The sequence below is a fragment of the Mycobacterium sp. TH-M106 genome (genome assembly GCF_057473765.1).
In genome coordinates this window covers 13,964-29,687 of sequence record NZ_JBYCLE010000141.1, presented here as the reverse complement: position 1 = coordinate 29,687, position 15,724 = coordinate 13,964, and the positions used below count along the sequence as shown (strand labels likewise).

The window sequence follows — 15,724 nt, the reverse complement described above, 5'->3', positions numbered from 1 at the left end:
GGTGGCCGGCAGCGTGTCCGAGCGCGAGTTGCTGTCCGCGGTGTTCGAGGGTCGCGCCAAGCTCGCCGACGCGGTGGCTCAGCACATGAGTCCGCCGATGCCGATGATCGGAGCCGGCGAGGTGGTCAGCATCGCCGCCAAGGCGCTGCGGGACTGGGATGCGGTCATGGTGGTCGAAGGGGGCAAGCCGGCCGGCGTCATCACCCGCCACGACCTGCTGGGGTTCCTGTCGGAGGGGCCCGGTAGGTCAGGGCGGCGGTAACGGGCATCGAATTGCGATAGCCTGTGGACCGCTGGGCCGACCCGGAGCCGACCTAGAGAAGGGGCCGCTCATGACTGACCTGCCGCCGCCTCCGCCGGGGAACTATCCGCCGCCTCCGCCACCGGGTGGCAACTATCCGCCGCCACCGGGTGGCAGCTATCCGCCGCCGGGCAGCTACCCGCCGCCGCCTGGCAGCTACCCGCCGCCCCCGCCGGGCAATTTCCCGCCACCGCCGCCGGGCAGTCTCGGATATCCGCCGCAGGCCAGTGGCGGTTACGTCGACCTTCCCGGTGGCGGGTCTACCCAAGTCGCGACATCCGGCCGGCGACTGGTTGCCCGGCTGATCGATACCGCCATTTACGCAGTGGTGTTCTCCGTGGTCCTCGTGTTTGTCGGGTCGGTCTTCTCGTCCACATCGGCTGTCTCGGGCAGCAGCGGGAACGGCACCAGCATCACCAAGCCCGGACAACCCGGGCAGCCTGGGCAACCTGGGCAACCCGGCCGGCCAGGACAAGGAGGCCAGGGCGGCAAGGGCGGCAAGGGCGGCAAGGGCGGTGAGGGGGGCCGGCCCGGGCGACCCGGCCAACCGGGCCAACCGGGCCAACCGGGCCAACCCGGGCGACCCGGCCAACCGGGCCAACCCGGGCGACCGGGCCAACCGGGCCAACCCGGGCGGTCCGGAAACCTCTTGGTGCCGATCAGCCTGGCCTACGGAGCCACCTTGGCCTTCCTGCTGCTTTACGAAGGCCTCATGGTGGGCGCGTTCGGTGCCACGCTCGGCAAGATTGCCCTCGGCATCAAAGTCGTCGACGCTGGCACCGGTAGGCCCGTCGACTTCGGACAGGCGTTTGTCCGGCAGCTCATTCCGTTAGCCGGTTATGTCTTCTGCGGTGTGGGCGCGGCGGTGGTGTACCTGTCCGCCCTTTTCGACAACTCGGGACGGTTGCGGGGCTGGCACGATCAGGCAGCTAACGACCTGGTCGTCCGTGGCTGACTGGACTGGCGCAGCGACTGCGTCCGCATTCCTACGACGAGACCTCTAGGCTGGCCGTCGATGAGCGGACAGCACTTCTTGCACTCTTTCAAAGGCCTGTCGACCAGGGCCATCCACGCCGGCTTTCGACCGGATCCCGCGACCGGAGCGGTGAACGCCCCGATCTATGCCAGCAGCACGTTCGCCCAGGACGGCGTGGGCGGGTTGCGTGGCGGGTTCGAATACGCACGTACCGGAAACCCGACCCGCGCCGCGTTGGAATCCGCGCTGGCCGCGGTCGAGAGCGGCAGTTTCGGCCGGGCGTTCGGCTCGGGGATGGCCGCCACCGATTGCGCACTGCGGGCGTTGCTGCGGCCCGGTGACCACATGGTCCTGCCCGACGATGCCTACGGCGGTACATTCCGGCTGATCGACAAGGTGTTCACCGGATGGGGGGTGACCTACACACCGGTCGCCCTGTGTGACCTGGACGCGGTACGCTCCGCGCTCACCCCGAACACCCGGCTGATCTGGGTGGAGACTCCGACTAACCCCCTGCTGTCGATCGCCGACATTGCCGCGGTCGCAGAACTGGGCCGAAATTCTTCGGTAAAGGTGTTGGTGGATAACACATTTGCTTCGCCTGCTCTGCAGCAGCCGCTGACCCTTGGCGCTGACGTGGTGCTGCACTCCACCACCAAGTACATCGGTGGCCACTCCGACGTGGTGGGCGGCGCGCTGGTCACCGACGACGAGGAGTTGGACGCCGCGTTCGGCTTCCTGCAGAACGGCGCTGGCGCAGTGCCGGGACCGTTTGACGCGTACCTGACGATCCGTGGCCTCAAGACGCTGACGTTGCGGATGCAACGGCACTGCGAGAACGCGGCGACGGTCGCGGAGTTTCTTGCCGCACATCCGGCGGTGCGCACCGTGCTGTATCCGGGCCTGCCCGATCACCCGGGCCACGACGTCGCGGCCCGGCAGATGACCGGTTTCGGCGGCATGGTGTCGGTGCGGATGCGCGACGGGCGGCGGGCCGCCGAGGAGCTGTGCGCGCGCACCGAGGTGTTCATCCTGGCCGAGTCGCTGGGTGGGGTGGAGTCGCTGATCGAGCATCCGAGCGCGATGACGCATGCGTCGACGGCCGGTTCGCAACTGGAGGTGCCTGACGACCTGGTGCGGTTATCAGTGGGCATCGAGGACATCGGGGATCTGCTCGCCGACCTGGAGCAGGCGCTGAACTAATCGATGGTTCGCCGATCGAGGTAAGCGAGCCAGTTACTCTCAGCCTCGGTAGGGCTCGGCGCTGAGCAGCGTCACCTTGACGGTCTTGCCGCTGGGAACCGTGTAGCTGCGTTCCTCGCCGACTTTGGCGTCGATCAGGGCTCCGCCGAGCGGCGAGTTCGGCGAGTATACCTCGAGGTCGTCCACGTGAATACCCTCCTGGCGGGTGGCGATCAGGAACGTTTCGGTGTCGGACTGGTCGCCGTTGTAGCAGACCGTCACCACCGAACCAGGCAGGGCCACCCCGGATTGGGTGGGGGCTTCGCCGACCTTGGCGTTATTGAGCAACTCTTGCAGCTGACGGATTCGGGCTTCCTCCTGGCCCTGCTCCTCGCGGGCGGCATGGTAACCGCCGTTCTCGCGCAGGTCGCCTTCCTCCCGTCGGTCGTTGATCTCCGCGGCGATCACCGGACGGTGCGCGATCAAGTGGTCGAGTTCTTCCTTGAGCCGATCATGTGACTCTTGGGTCAACCAAGTCACCTGGGTGTCCGTCATGTCGTCGCGCTCCTTGTGTGGTCGGGCCCGGGATACTTCGGTGCACGGGCCGCGAGGCCGGGCACCGCGGGAAAAGGCGGTGCCACCCCGTGTACTGCGGTTTTGTGCTGCTAATGCAGCAATACACGGTCCCACCAGGAACCGTGTACCCAGAAACCATACCACTGCAACCTCACACCGATGCCGGAACCATCCACAGCGGCGACCTGGGCGTCAAGGGGAGCGGAGGTAGCCGGGCACATCGGTTCCGCAGCCATAGATGTCGCCCATCATCGGCGGTGCGCTGGATTTCACGATCGTTGTCACCTGGACAGTGGCTGCTTCAGCCGGCCCGATCAGCACCTCGCGCCGGCCCGTCTCGCTGCCGTCCGCGGACCGGACCCGCACGATGCACACAACAGGGCGCGACGGGTCCGAGCGGGTCACACTGACCGTCACCGACACGGTATGGTCGTCGATCACCCGGTAGCCGAACAGATCGCCTCTGACGTCGGGGGTGCCCAGCCGCTGATAGACGATGACGGAAGCGGCGGCACCGGTCGCAATGGCCAACACTGCCAGCGCGATCACCGCCCAGCGCCGCGGTCTGCCGGGCAACCGGACCCGCCCATAGCGGCTGACCGGCCGCCGGACGGCCGGGTCGTTGGACACGGGATCGGTTACCGGCCCATGAAAGCCACTGGACATGATGGAACTATTAGAACCGGAAACCATCTGGGACGATAGGGTCCTATGCCCGGTCAACGGCAGACGGAACAGAGAATGCGCACGTGAGCGAGCTGCGGCTGATGGCAGTGCACGCCCACCCGGACGACGAATCCAGCAAGGGCGCGGCCACCCTTGCCCGCTACGCGGACGCCGGCCACCGAGTGCTGGTGGTGACGCTGACCGGCGGTGAACGCGGCGACATCCTCAATCCCGAGATGGACCTGCCCGACGTGCACGGACACCTCGCCGAGATCCGCAGAGACGAGATGGCCAAGGCGGCTGAGATCCTCGGCGTCGAGCACACCTGGCTGGGCTTCGTCGACTCCGGTCTGCCCAAGGGCGACCCGCCGCCGCCGCTACCGCCGGACTGCTTCGCGCTGGCGCCCCTGGAGGTCTCTACAGAGCGGCTGGTCGAGGTTGTCCGGGACTTCCGGCCGCATGTGATGACCACCTACGACGAAAACGGCGGCTACCCGCATCCCGATCACGTTCGCTGCCACCAGGTTTCGGTCGCCGCGTTCGAGGCGGCCGGTGACTACCGTCGCTACCCGCAAGCCGGAGAGGCGTGGACGGTGTCCAAGCTGTACTACAACCACGGGTTCCTGCGCCAGCGGATGCAGTTGCTGCAGGACGAGTTCGCCAAGCACGGGCAGGTGGGACCGTTCGGCACATGGCTGGAGCACTGGAAGCCGGACCACGACGTATTCGCCGACCGGGTGACTACCCGCGTCGAATGCGCGGCCTACTTCGGCCAGCGTGACGACGCACTGCGGGCCCACGCCACCCAGATCGACCCGAACGGGGACTTCTTCGCCGCGCCGATCGCCTGGCAGCAGCGGCTGTGGCCGACCGAGGAGTTCGAGCTGGCGCGATCCCGGGTGCCGGTGAGCCTGCCCGAGACCGACCTGTTCGCCGGGATCGAGGCTGGCCGGTGAACCAGGCTCTCATCACGGCGCTCGGTGTGCTGGCTGACGAAGCGCCACATAACACCGGACCGGACTTCGGCAAAGCCAGCCCGTTCGGCCTGCTGGTTATCGTGCTGTTGCTGCTCGGCACCTTCCTGCTGGTGTGGTCGATGAACCGACAGCTCAAGAAGGTGCCCAAGTCGTTCGATCGGGAGAGTCCGGCGGCTGATCAGGACGCTGATACAGGCACGGCCGGGGGGGTCGGTCAGCCGGACAATCCCGATGGATCGTCGTCGGAGCCGGCCGGCTAACCGCGCGCTGGAATCACGATCACCGAGTCACTCGCCTTCTGCACCGCATGCCAGACTGGACGCCGTGACTGAGCAGGCCCCCTGGGAGCGAGACGCCCGCCACCCCGAGCCCGGAGCGCTGATCGCCCCGTTTCACGTGCAGTGGCGCCCGGCTGACCGCGGACCGCTGTGTGGTGTCGACGCCGACGGCGACAAGGTGATCGAGCGGTTCGATGAAGTCGTCGGCGCGCTGGTAACCGACTGATGGCCGCGCCGGCCGACTACCCGCCAGTACCGGTGGCGCTTTCCGACTTGTGCAAGCGCATCTTTTTAGGGAAGCCGCTGATCAGCGAAGACCTCAGATCGGAGACATTGCCGAACACAGTTGCGCTGGGCGCGCTTTCACCCGACGCTATCTCGTCGACCGCTTATGGTCCCGAGCAGATCCTGGTAGAACTGCTGCCGCAGGCCGGTCTGGCCGCCTTCGTGTTGCTGCTGCCGATCACCGGCGCCATCCTGTTGATCCTGGTGTTGGTGGCTGCCTCGTATCGGCAGGTCGTGATGGCCTATACCCGAGCGGGCGGCTCCTACATGGTGGCGCGGGATAACTTCGGCCCCCGGGTGGCCCAGATTGCCGCCGCGGCACTGTTGATCGACTACGTGGTCACCGTGGCGGTTCAGACAGCCGCCGGCACGGTGGCGGTGGCGTCGGCGATACCCTCGCTCGGGCCCTACAGCCTGCACATCACCGTGGCCGTGGTGATCGCCATTTGCTTTGTAAACCTGCGCGGACTGCGCGAAGCGGGCCGGCCCTTCGCGGCGATCACATACTCCTTCGTCATCATGATCACTTTGATGATCGGGACGGGGTGGATCCGCGAAATCTTTTGGGGGCTACCGGCATACGATCCGCAGCACATCGCCGGAGCGGTGCCGGTCCATCAGGGCGGCGGTTTGGTGATGGGCGCCACCATCCTGGTGCTGCTGCGCGCATTCGCCAACGGAGGTTCGTCGCTGACCGGCGTCGAGGCAATCTCCAATACGGTCAACGTGTTCGGTAAACCACAGGGCGTGAACGCACGTCGGGTGCTCACCATCATGGCGTGCATCCTCGGGTTCTCGTTGGCAGGCGTCGCGCACCTTGCCCACGTCACCCGCGCCACCCCGTATATCGATGAATACCCCTCGGTGCTATCGCAGATCGCCCGCGCGGTCTTCGGCGAGGGGGTGATCGGCCACACGCTGTATCTGCTGGTCCAGGCGTCGACCGCAGCCATCTTGTACACGGGTGCCAATACCAGCTTCAACGGGTTCCCCGCGCTGGCCAGCTTCGTTGCCGAGGACCGCTTCCTGCCACGACAGCTGACAAAGCGCGGTCACCGGCTGGTGTTCTCCAATGGCATTGTCACGCTTACGGTGCTGTCGGTGGCCTTGCTGGTGGGAACCGGCGGCTCGGTCAACGCGCTGGTGCCGTTGTTCGCGATCGGCGTATTCAGCGGTTTCTCGATGGCCGGCTACGGGATGACCAAACATCATCTTCGGCACCGTGATCGAGGCTGGCGACACAAGCTGGCGATCAACTTGTCGGCAGGAATTCTGTCGACGATTGTGGTGGGGATCCTCGCCGTGGCCAAGTTCACCGAGGGAGCCTGGTTGGTCGTTGTCGTGTTTCCACTATTGGTATTCGGGTTGATGCGGCTCAACCGCGAATACCGGGCCGAGGCATCGATTCTCGAAACGTTTCGCACCGACGGTCCGCAGTTGGTGAAGTACGCGCGTCACCGGGTGTTCGTTTTTGTCAGCGCTCTCGACCTCGCGGTGCTCGAGGCGCTGCGCTACAGCAAGGGATTGCGGGCCGACGAACTGGTCGCGGTGCACTTCATGGTCGATCCTGCGGTTGCCACGCGGTTGCGGCAACGCTGGGAGCACTTAGATCTCGACACACCGCTACGGGTGGTGGACTGTCCGGACCGACAGATCACCCGAGCCGCGCAGCTGCTGGTCGTGACGGTTCGCGACGAGCACCCCGACACCAACGTGACGGTGCTGCTGCCACGGCGCACCTACGCGCCGCTGCTGGGACGATTGCTCCACGACCGCACCGCCGACAAGATCGCCCGCGCCATCAGCCGGATTCCCGACGCCGCCGCGACGATCGTGCCCTATGACGTGGAATCGCGCATCGGACAAGCGTTCCCTGACAGTGTGGGGCAGCGTATCGCTCGGGAACTCGACAAGGCTCAGGCGCGGGTTTTTCGCGACGAACAGCAGAGCATCGACGCATACGAGCACCCGGAGCGGGCGACGGCGGTGGTCGCGGTGCAGAGCCTGGTTGCGGGTCGACGCGTCACCGTCGAAGGCCGAGTCAGCCAGGTCGAAGACATCACCGAACGGGGACGAACGGTCCGCTGGATCGTGGTCGGCGACCACAGCGGAGACGTCCGCGTGGCTTTCGGTCCCGGACGTGGTGCCGATATCTCACCGGGCCAGCTGCTGCGAATCACCGGTAAGGCACGCCAACGACGCAACCAACCGGTGGCTATCGTCGACCCGGCCTATCAGATAGTCCAGCAAACCGAGGACGCCCATTAGTCCGGCGTGCCGGTACACGGCGCCGTGCTGCGTTTAACGTGGGGGTATGGTCAACCGTCTCGCCGGCTCCACCAGTCCGTATCTTCGCCAGCATTCCGACAACCCGGTGCATTGGCAGGAGTGGACGCCGTCGGCATTGGCCGAAGCCGCCGAGCGCAACGTGCCGATTCTGCTGTCGATCGGCTACGCGGCGTGTCACTGGTGTCACGTGATGGCGCACGAGTCGTTCGAGGACGACACCGTCGCTGCCGCCATGAACGACAGCTTCGTCTGCATCAAGGTCGATCGCGAGGAACGGCCGGACCTCGACTCGGTGTACATGAACGCCACCGTGGCACTGACCGGGCGGGGGGGCTGGCCTATGACGTGCTTCCTGACGCCCGACGGCCGACCGTTCTACTGCGGCACGTACTATCCCAAACCGGCTTTTCTACAACTGCTTTCGGCTATCTCTGACACCTGGAGAAACCGCCGTAGCGAAGTGGAGCAGGCGTCCGACCATATCGCGGGGGAGCTGCGTTCGATGGCGGCGGGCCTACCTGGCGGCGGGCCGGCGATCGAGCCCGCGTTGTGTGATCAGGCGGTGGCGGCCGTGCTCGCCGACGAGGACACCGAGCGCGGCGGCTTCGGCGGTGCGCCGAAGTTCCCGCCGTCGGCGCTGCTGGAGGCGTTGCTGCGTCATTACGAGCGAACCGGGTCGACGGACGCGCTGGATGCGGTTGCCCGCACCGGCGCGGCAATGGCCCGTGGCGGAATCTATGATCAGCTGGCTGGCGGCTTCGCCCGTTACAGCGTCGACAACGCCTGGGTGGTGCCGCATTTCGAGAAGATGCTGTATGACAACGCGCTGTTGTTGCGGGCCTATGCGCACTGGGCGCGTCGCACCGGGGATCCGTTGGCGCATCGGGTGACCGCGCAGATCGCTCGGTTTCTGCTCGACGACCTGGCCGATTCCGGTATGTTCATCTCCTCGCTGGACGCCGACGCCGACGGCCGGGAGGGCTCCACGTACGTGTGGACACCTCAGCAGCTGACCGAGGTTCTCGGTGACGACGACGGGCGTTGGGCAGCAGAAGTTTTCGGGGTCACCGCGTTGGGGACTTTCGAATCCGGCAGCTCGGTGCTGCAATTGTCGATCGATCCGGATGATGCCGGCCGTTTCGAGCGGGTACGCACCGTATTGAGGGCGGCTCGGCGCACCCGGGTGCAGCCCGGCCGCGACGACAAGATCGTCACCGCCTGGAACGGGTTGGCGATCACCGCGCTAGCCGAAGCCAGTGTGGCGCTGGAAGACCCGGGCCTGGCCGGCGCGGCCCTGCGATGTGCCGCTGCACTGATCGACCTGCACCTGGTGGACGGCCGGCTGCGCCGAGCCAGCCTGGGCGGCTCGGTCGGCGAGAGCGCCGCCATTCTGGAGGACTACGGCGCGCTGGCCACCGGCCTGCTCGCGTTGCATCAGCTGACCGCCGACGGGCAGTGGCTGACCGCGGCCGTTCACCTGCTGGACACCGCACTGGCGCACTTCGGCGATCCGGACTCACCTGGTCGCTGGTTCGACAGCGCCGACGACGCTGAGCAGTTGATGTATCGTCCCGCCGACCCGCTGGATGGGGCGACGCCGTCGGGCGCGTCATTGGTCACCGAGGCGCTGTTAACCGCTGCCTACCTGGTCGGCCCGGACCGTGCGGAACGATACCGCCAAGCCGCCGACGACGCACTGCGGGCGCACTCGTCGCTGCTGGCCCGGGCGGCACGGTCAGCCGGGCACTGGCTGGCGGTGGCCGAAGCCGCCGTCCGGGGGCCGCTGCAGATCGCAGTCGCCTGCGGCGGGGCGGGTTCGACCCTGCTGGCCGTTGCGCGGCGACTGGCGCCCGGCGGGTCGGTCGTCATCGGTGGCGCGGTCGGCTCGTCGGAACTGCTGACCGGTCGCGACAGGGTGGACGGCGCCGACGCCGCTTACGTGTGCCGTGGGCGGGTGTGCGATCTGCCGGTCACCGGCACACCGGAGCTGGCCGCCGCCCTCGGTGTGGCCGACTGACGGTAGCGTGCCAGTTATGCCGAGTGCACCGGATAAGGCGAGTAAAGCCCAAGCCATCACCGAGACCGTCAACCGCTATATCGGCCTGGTCGCCAACGGCAGCGCCGATGACCTGGTCGACCTCTATGCTGTCGATGCCACGCTCGAGGATCCGGTCGGTGGCGAGGTGCATATCGGCCGCGAGGCGATCCGCGGCTTCTACTCGACACTGGATAACCTGGAACGGGCCTGCGAGCTGGTGACGCTGCGGGTGGCCGGTAACGAGGCGGCGTTCCACTTCAGGCTGACCATCACCGCCGGTGACAGCGCGATGGTGATCGAGCCGATCGACGTCATGGTGTTCGGCGACGACGGCAAGATCATCGCGATGAAGGCCTACTGGTCGGCGGAGAACGTCTCCCAGCTGTAGCGGTTGCTGTCGCCGAGTGTGAAGCCGTTGCGAAAAATCGGCCGAAATTTCGCAACAGCTTCACGTTCGCCGCATAAGCGGTCGTCAGAAGACCGCGAACCAGATCGCGATGTAATGGCAGATCGCCGCGGCGGCCGTGCAGGCGTGAAAGAACTCGTGGTGGCCGAACGTCTGAGGCCACGGGTTAGGCCAGGTTAGCGCATACAGCACACCGCCGACGCTGTACAAGACGCCGCCGACGGCCAGCAGCACCACCGCCACTACTCCGGCGCCGTGCAGAATCGTCGCGATGTAGAACGCCGACACCCAGCCCAGCAGCAGATATAGCGGCACACCCACCCAGCGTGGTGCGGCCGGCCAGCACATCTTCAGCAGCGCTCCCGCGGCGGCGCCGCCCCACACGATGGCCAGCACCAACATCCCGGTGTGGTGCGGCATCGCCAGCAGCGCGAACGGCGTGTAGGTGCCGGCGATCAGCACAAAGATCATCGAGTGATCGAGCCGCTTCATCCACGTGCGGGTGGTCGCCGACGTCCAGGTGAGACGGTGGTAGGCGGCGCTGACGGTGAACATCCCCACCACTGAGCCGACGTAGACGAAGGTCGCCAGACCGGCCTTGAGCCCCTGCAGCGGCCACGACACCGAGATCAGCGCGGCACCCGCGGCGACTGCCACGATGGCCGAAACCAGATGAATCCAGCCGCGGGCCCTCGGCTTGGTGTGCAGTGCGGCGATGTCTCCGGAGAACGCCGCAAGCGCCGGCTCGGGGACGGCGTTCGCCGCGTTGACGGCGTTGGCCGTGTTGGTCCGGGTGCCCATCAGCCTCCCTGACTTGAGCGGATTGCCGGCCGGATCGTCGGCAATTTCTGTCGATCACAGTAGTCTGGGTCTTCGTGGCGACGATCGCAGCACGCCTCAAGGAGACTCTCCGGAAGCCCCTCCAAGAACCGCTCTATCGGCTCTACGAGAGGCGGCTCCGGCGCGGGTTGGCGGCCTCCGGACCCGCGCTGCCCCGCCACATCGCTGTCCTTTGCGACGGGAACCGTCGCTGGGCCCGTGATGCGGGTTATGACGACGTGAGCTACGGCTACCGGATGGGTGCGGCCAAAATCGCCGAGATGCTGCGTTGGTGCGCCCAAGCCGGCATCGAAATGGCCACCGTCTACCTGCTGTCCACCGAAAACCTGCAGCGCGACCCCGGTGAACTCGGCACCCTCATCGAGATCATCACCGACGTCGTCGAGGAGATCTGCGCGCCCACCAACCGCTGGAGCGTGCGCACGGTTGGGGATCTGGAATTGATCGGCGAAGAACCGGCCCGCCGGTTGCGGGAGGCGGTAGAAGGTACCCGGGACAAAAACGGCGGCTTTCACGTCAATCTCGCCGTCGGCTACGGCGGTCGGCAGGAGATCGTGAACGCGGTACGCGGCTTGTTGGGGAAGCAACTGGCCAACGGTGCTACCGCCGAGGAACTCGTCGAGGCGGTCACCGTCGACGCCATCTCCGAGAACCTTTACACCTCAGGCCAACCCGACCCGGATCTGGTCATTCGAACCTCAGGTGAGCAGCGGCTGTCCGGTTTCCTGCTCTGGCAGAGCGCATACTCGGAGATGTGGTTCACCGAAGCGCACTGGCCTGCTTTTCGCCGGGTGGATTTCCTGCGGGCGTTGCGGGATTACACCCTGCGGCACCGACGCTACGGCCGGTAGCGCTGGTTGGTTCTCTGCTCGGATAGACGAATCGGTGAAATCGGCAGCGTTTGGCAGTGCTGTGTCTGGAGTTGGCACTGCTCGTGGCCGCACCATCGGGACATGACAAGCACATCAATATCAGGTAGCCACAGCAACATCGACGACAGGCGTTGGCGATCGATCTTCGCCGACGTGGCCTTCTGGAGTCTCGCAGGCGCGATCGTCGCCACTTTATCGGGGCCACTCGGTGACTGGTGGAACGTGCCGCGCGTGGTGCTGCTCGCCGGTGGGCTGGCGTTCCTCGTCGGCGGTGTCGGTCTCCTGCTCGGACTGAACCGGGTCCACCCGACACCGCGTCATCTGGCACGGGTTTTCGGGATGTTCAACCTCGTCTTCGCTCCAGCGATGTGGGCGACGGCGTTGTCTGGCTGGTTGCCGCTGAGCGAGGCGGGCAACTGGGCGCTCGCTTGCGCCGGTGGTGTCGCGGTCGTGCTCGGCATCTGGCAGCTGAACACAGCCCACCGGCCGCAGTCGCGCTGAGTACACGCTCGGCCCGATGTCGCCCATGTCACACTTGATGCATGGCTGCGCTGTCGGCGGTCGTGTTCACGATCAGCTGGTGGTTGGGGGCGTATCTGCTGGCCCGCGACCCGCGCAAGCCCATGCTCGCGTTGGCGGCGGTCGGATTGTGTGGTTTCGCCGCCGTGGTGGCGCTGGACGCGGTGCGGCTGACCAGCCTCGCGCGGGCCGATCTGCTCAGCCACGTCGAGGTCTACCTGGCGGCGCTCCCCGGCGTGGCCTGGTTCGCGGTTCTTGTCGAGCTTTCCCGGCCGCGCGACAGCTGGCGGGCACGCACCGGTGAGCTGACGCTCGTCGCCGTCGTCGGTGCGCTGGCACTGTTCGGCGCCACCATGGCCGGCGGTGTCGACGGGCCTGTGCGCACCGGCCACGTGGTGATGTTCGCCGTAATCTCGGCGTCCACGCTGGGTGCGATGGCCAAGGCGCTGAGCCGGCCTGCACAGCCGGGTTCGGTGATCGGTGTGATCGTCGTCGCCACCCTGTTTTTCGCGCTCGCCAACGAAATCCTGGTCATTCCTCTGGGTTTGCTGCCCAGCTCGCTGGCGCTCGCCGCGACGAGTGTGGACGTACTATTGCTCGGCGTTGCGGTGGCGTTGTGGGACGCCTTCGACGAGGGCCAAGCGCTGCGGGCCGACATGCTGCGTTCGGCTGTGCAGGCCGCGGCGGTGGCGGCGCTGTTCGGCGGGCAGGTGCTGGTCGGCTTGGCGGTCACTGCTGGTGCGGCCACCGCGCAGACCGCGCTCATAGTCTTGTTGTTTACCACCTTGGCCGTCGCGATCGCGGTGCAGGTATTCGCCGATCCGCTGGCGGACCTGTGGGACCGGCTGGCGTTTTGGCACTCCCCGGAACTGCGCGCCGACCGTGCGGCGTTGCGAGGCACCGAGGCCGCGTTGCCGTTACGGGCAGCCGGCTCGCTGGGCGACGCCGACGAGGACACCTTCGCCCGGCTGACCCGCCGTGCCCTGGCCCACTACGGCGACTTGTCGAAGCTGGTGGCCAGCCCGTTGACCGCGCTGCCAGTGATCGATCAGCGGCTGGCCGCACGGGGCGCTCCCGACGTGCCGCTGGAGCGGGCGAACGAACTCAAGGCGCTGCTGGCCGAGGGCATCGCCCGGCTCAAGCCGCGCGACGGCGGTGAGTTCGGCACCACCGAGCAGTGGCGCTACTACAACTCGCTGTATTTCCCGTACGTGGCCGGGGTGCGTGCCTATGCGCAGAACGCCACCGCCGCCGGGCTGGATCCGACGGCCCGGCAGGCCTGGCAGTGGCTGGTCACCGAGGTGCCGCAGCGTTCGCTGCACAACTGGCAGAACGCCGCCGCGAAGCTGGTCGCCGCCGACCTGCGTGGTCACATCGTGGCGCCCCGTTGACCAGCCTTCCCGACGAGCAGACGCAGAAGCCCCCCCAAAGAGCCTGTATTTGGGGGCTTTTGCGTCTGCTCGCCGGTGAGGGGTCTGCTCGCCGGTGAGGGCGCAACGATTACAGCTTGCGGAGCCGCAGCCGATTGATCGAGTGGTCGGCGTCCTTGCGCAACACCAGGGTGGCCCGCGGGCGGGTGGGCAGGATGTTCTCGATCAGGTTCGGCCGGTTGATCGAGCGCCAGATGTCGCGAGCCGCCACCACGGCCTGCTTGTCGCCCAACCCGGCGTAGTGGTGGAAGTGCGACGCCGGGTTGGCGAAGGCGGTGGTGCGCAAGCCGAGGAACCGCGAGATGTACCAGTGCTCGATATCCTCGACCCGCGCATCCACGTATAGCGAGAAGTCGAAAAGATCCGACACCATCAGCGTGGGGCCGGTCTGCAGCACGTTGAGGCCCTCGAGGATCAAGATGTCGGGGTGGCGGACCACCTGCTTGGCCCCTGGGACGATGTCGTAGCTCAGGTGTGAATACACCGGGGTGCATGCGTATTCCGATCCGGATTTCACCGAGGTGACGAAACGCATTAACGCGCGGCGGTCATAGCTTTCTGGAAACCCCTTGCGGTGCATGAGGTTCCGACGCTCCAACTCGGCATTCGGATAGAGGAATCCGTCGGTGGTTACCAGGTCCACCCGCGGGTGCCGGTCCCACCGGGCCAGTAGCGCCTGCAGCAACCGGGCCGTGGTCGACTTGCCGACGGCTACGCTGCCGGCCACGCCGATGATGAACGGCACCGGTCGGTCCGGGTGCTGCTGCGGCTCGCCTAGGAACTCGGCGGTGGCGGCGAAGAGCCCCTGCCGGGCGGCGACTTGAAGGTGCAGCAGGCGGGCTAGCGGAAGATAGACCTCTTCGACTTCGCGCAGATCGACCTGCTCACCGAGACCCCGCAACGCTACGACCTCGTCCTCGGTCAGCGGCAGCGGCGTCGACATGCGCAACGCACGCCACTCTTTCCGGTTGAACTCCACATAGGGGCTCGGCTCGTTAGGCCGCGGCATGGCCATACAGTCTTGCAGCACCGACCGCCTGGTGGGCGGCTGGGGAGGTCCGGGCCCCCCAAAGCGACGACGCGGTCGGGGCTATCCCCGCCGGCCCGCGGGGGTGGGCAGCTTCACCGCGAGGCGCGAGCGCGTCGCCACGGCGTCACCGCGGGCGAGCTCGACTGTAGCCACTGCCATCGCCAGGGCTGCCACCACCAGCATGGCCATCCCAGCGCGGCCGGTGTCCAGCGTCTCGCCGAGTACCACCACACCCAACGCAGCCGCTACGACCGGCTGAGACACCTCCAGGGTCGGCATCGACGCGGTCAGTGCCCCGGCCCGAAATGCCGACTGCTCCCATCCGAAGGCACCCAACGCGACCAAGATCAGGGCGTAGAGCTCAGGTGAGCGGGCCATCGCCCACACGCCGTGGTGCAGTTGGGCCATGACGCCCTTGGTGAGCACCGCGAACAGCCCCCACAGCGCGCCGGAGACGAAGGCGAGTAGCACCGCGGCCAGGGGACCGCCCCACCAGATCCGTGCCGCCACAGCGCAGCCCACCAGCAGCGGCGTCAGGACGGCGAACACGGTTGCCCAGGTCTGCAGCGATGCGCGTGACTGACCGGCCTGTGGGTTTCCGACGGTGACGATCACGGTCACCGCAGCGGTCAACACAACCGCCCAGGCCCACTCGCGGCCAGTCACCGCACGGCGGGCCAGCTTCGCGCTGATCGGCAATGCGAACAGCAATGAAAGCACCAGCAGCGCCTGCACCAGCAGCACCGAACCCTGGTCCAGCGCCTCCGCCTGCAACGCGATACTGGCCACGAGAATCAGGGCGCCCCAACGCCACCGCCGCTCGCGGAACAGCGTCGCGAACAGTTCGAGGTTGCCTCTCGCCGTATCGGTGATCCGGTGCGTCGCACGTTGCTGTAGCACGTCGCCGATCGCGACGCACAGTGCAGAACTCAACGCGAGCACGGCGGCAATATCGGTTTTCGGCACACACACTCCTTCTGTCGATGCCATGGCGACCAGTAAACACTTCACTCAAAACCCGACCGTAACAAGCCTGCCGGCTCCGATAGCGTTGGCGGT

Annotated in this window: 17 protein-coding genes; 12 read left to right on the top strand and 5 right to left on the bottom strand. The window is 66.8% G+C overall.

Going from position 1 to position 15,724, the window contains the following annotated elements:
* The 3 genes from AC2VOP_RS05185 to AC2VOP_RS05175 form a co-directional block, all read left to right on the top strand.
* The coding region (locus AC2VOP_RS05185) for a CBS domain-containing protein (protein WP_486959952.1) at window positions 1–262 on the top strand (262 nt) is incomplete at its 5' end.
* A gap of 70 nt (window positions 263–332) precedes the next feature.
* On the top strand, window positions 333–1,256 hold the full coding sequence (locus AC2VOP_RS05180) for an RDD family protein (protein ID WP_486959951.1): 924 nt from the start codon (window positions 333–335) through the stop codon (window positions 1,254–1,256).
* A 60-nt stretch (window positions 1,257–1,316) separates the two neighbouring features.
* Window positions 1,317–2,480 carry a cystathionine gamma-synthase gene (locus AC2VOP_RS05175; protein ID WP_486959950.1) on the top strand — a complete coding sequence of 388 codons (1,164 nt, stop codon included), beginning with the start codon at window positions 1,317–1,319 and terminating at the stop codon, window positions 2,478–2,480.
* Window positions 2,481–2,519: 39 nt separating this feature from the next.
* Here the strand turns inward: AC2VOP_RS05175 and greA are convergent, their stop codons facing one another.
* The gene (greA, locus tag AC2VOP_RS05170) at window positions 2,520–3,014 is read right to left on the bottom strand and encodes a transcription elongation factor GreA (RefSeq protein WP_486959949.1); all 495 of its coding nucleotides are present in this window, start codon (window positions 3,012–3,014) and stop codon (window positions 2,520–2,522) included.
* A 213-nt stretch (window positions 3,015–3,227) separates the two neighbouring features.
* On the bottom strand, window positions 3,228–3,701 hold the full coding sequence (locus AC2VOP_RS05165) for a DUF4307 domain-containing protein (RefSeq protein ID WP_486959948.1): 474 nt from the start codon (window positions 3,699–3,701) through the stop codon (window positions 3,228–3,230).
* 83 nt (window positions 3,702–3,784) lie between these two features.
* On the opposite strand from AC2VOP_RS05165, the gene mca reads away from it, so the two are divergent.
* The 6 genes from mca to AC2VOP_RS05135 all read left to right on the top strand — a co-directional run bounded on the left by mca (window position 3,785) and on the right by AC2VOP_RS05135 (window position 9,956).
* Entirely contained in the window at window positions 3,785–4,657 is an 873-nt protein-coding gene (mca, locus tag AC2VOP_RS05160; RefSeq protein WP_486959947.1) for a mycothiol conjugate amidase Mca, read from the top strand.
* Window positions 4,654–4,938, top strand: a complete 285-nt coding sequence (locus AC2VOP_RS05155) for a hypothetical protein (RefSeq protein WP_486959946.1) — start codon at window positions 4,654–4,656, stop codon at window positions 4,936–4,938. The genes mca and AC2VOP_RS05155 overlap by 4 nt, the downstream gene beginning before the upstream one ends.
* 64 nt (window positions 4,939–5,002) lie before the next feature.
* Window positions 5,003–5,182, top strand: a complete 180-nt coding sequence (locus tag AC2VOP_RS05150; RefSeq protein WP_486959945.1) for a hypothetical protein — start codon at window positions 5,003–5,005, stop codon at window positions 5,180–5,182.
* Window positions 5,182–7,509: an APC family permease gene (locus AC2VOP_RS05145; RefSeq protein WP_486959944.1), complete on the top strand. Its 2,328-nt coding sequence runs from the start codon at window positions 5,182–5,184 to the stop codon at window positions 7,507–7,509. The genes AC2VOP_RS05150 and AC2VOP_RS05145 overlap by 1 nt, the downstream gene beginning before the upstream one ends.
* Window positions 7,510–7,555: 46 nt before the next feature.
* Window positions 7,556–9,547, top strand: a complete 1,992-nt coding sequence (locus tag AC2VOP_RS05140) for a thioredoxin domain-containing protein (protein ID WP_486959943.1) — start codon at window positions 7,556–7,558, stop codon at window positions 9,545–9,547.
* A gap of 16 nt (window positions 9,548–9,563) precedes the next feature.
* Window positions 9,564–9,956, top strand: coding sequence for a nuclear transport factor 2 family protein (locus AC2VOP_RS05135; RefSeq protein ID WP_486959942.1), 393 nt, complete (start codon window positions 9,564–9,566; stop codon window positions 9,954–9,956).
* An 84-nt stretch (window positions 9,957–10,040) separates the two neighbouring features.
* On the opposite strand, the gene trhA is transcribed toward AC2VOP_RS05135, so the two are convergent.
* A complete protein-coding gene (gene trhA / locus AC2VOP_RS05130) occupies window positions 10,041–10,775 on the bottom strand; it encodes a PAQR family membrane homeostasis protein TrhA (RefSeq protein WP_486959941.1) in 735 nt (244 codons plus the stop codon).
* A gap of 83 nt (window positions 10,776–10,858) precedes the next feature.
* Between trhA and AC2VOP_RS05125 the strand changes: the two genes are divergently transcribed.
* The 3 genes from AC2VOP_RS05125 (at window position 10,859) to AC2VOP_RS05115 (ending at window position 13,596) form a co-directional block, all read left to right on the top strand.
* Complete coding sequence (locus tag AC2VOP_RS05125; RefSeq protein ID WP_486959954.1) at window positions 10,859–11,665, top strand: (2Z,6E)-farnesyl diphosphate synthase; 807 nt, start codon at window positions 10,859–10,861, stop codon at window positions 11,663–11,665.
* Between the two features lie 102 nt (window positions 11,666–11,767).
* On the top strand, window positions 11,768–12,187 hold the full coding sequence (locus AC2VOP_RS05120) for a hypothetical protein (RefSeq protein WP_486959940.1): 420 nt from the start codon (window positions 11,768–11,770) through the stop codon (window positions 12,185–12,187).
* A 41-nt stretch (window positions 12,188–12,228) separates the two neighbouring features.
* Window positions 12,229–13,596 (top strand): hypothetical protein, encoded by a 1,368-nt coding sequence (locus AC2VOP_RS05115; protein ID WP_486959939.1) that lies wholly within the window; start codon window positions 12,229–12,231, stop codon window positions 13,594–13,596.
* A 109-nt stretch (window positions 13,597–13,705) separates the two neighbouring features.
* Here the strand turns inward: AC2VOP_RS05115 and coaA are convergent, their stop codons facing one another.
* Window positions 13,706–14,644, bottom strand: a complete 939-nt coding sequence (gene coaA, locus AC2VOP_RS05110; RefSeq protein ID WP_486959938.1) for a type I pantothenate kinase — start codon at window positions 14,642–14,644, stop codon at window positions 13,706–13,708.
* Between the two features lie 81 nt (window positions 14,645–14,725).
* The gene (locus tag AC2VOP_RS05105; protein WP_486959937.1) at window positions 14,726–15,631 is read right to left on the bottom strand and encodes a DMT family transporter; all 906 of its coding nucleotides are present in this window, start codon (window positions 15,629–15,631) and stop codon (window positions 14,726–14,728) included.
* Between the last annotated feature and the right edge of the window lie 93 nt (window positions 15,632–15,724).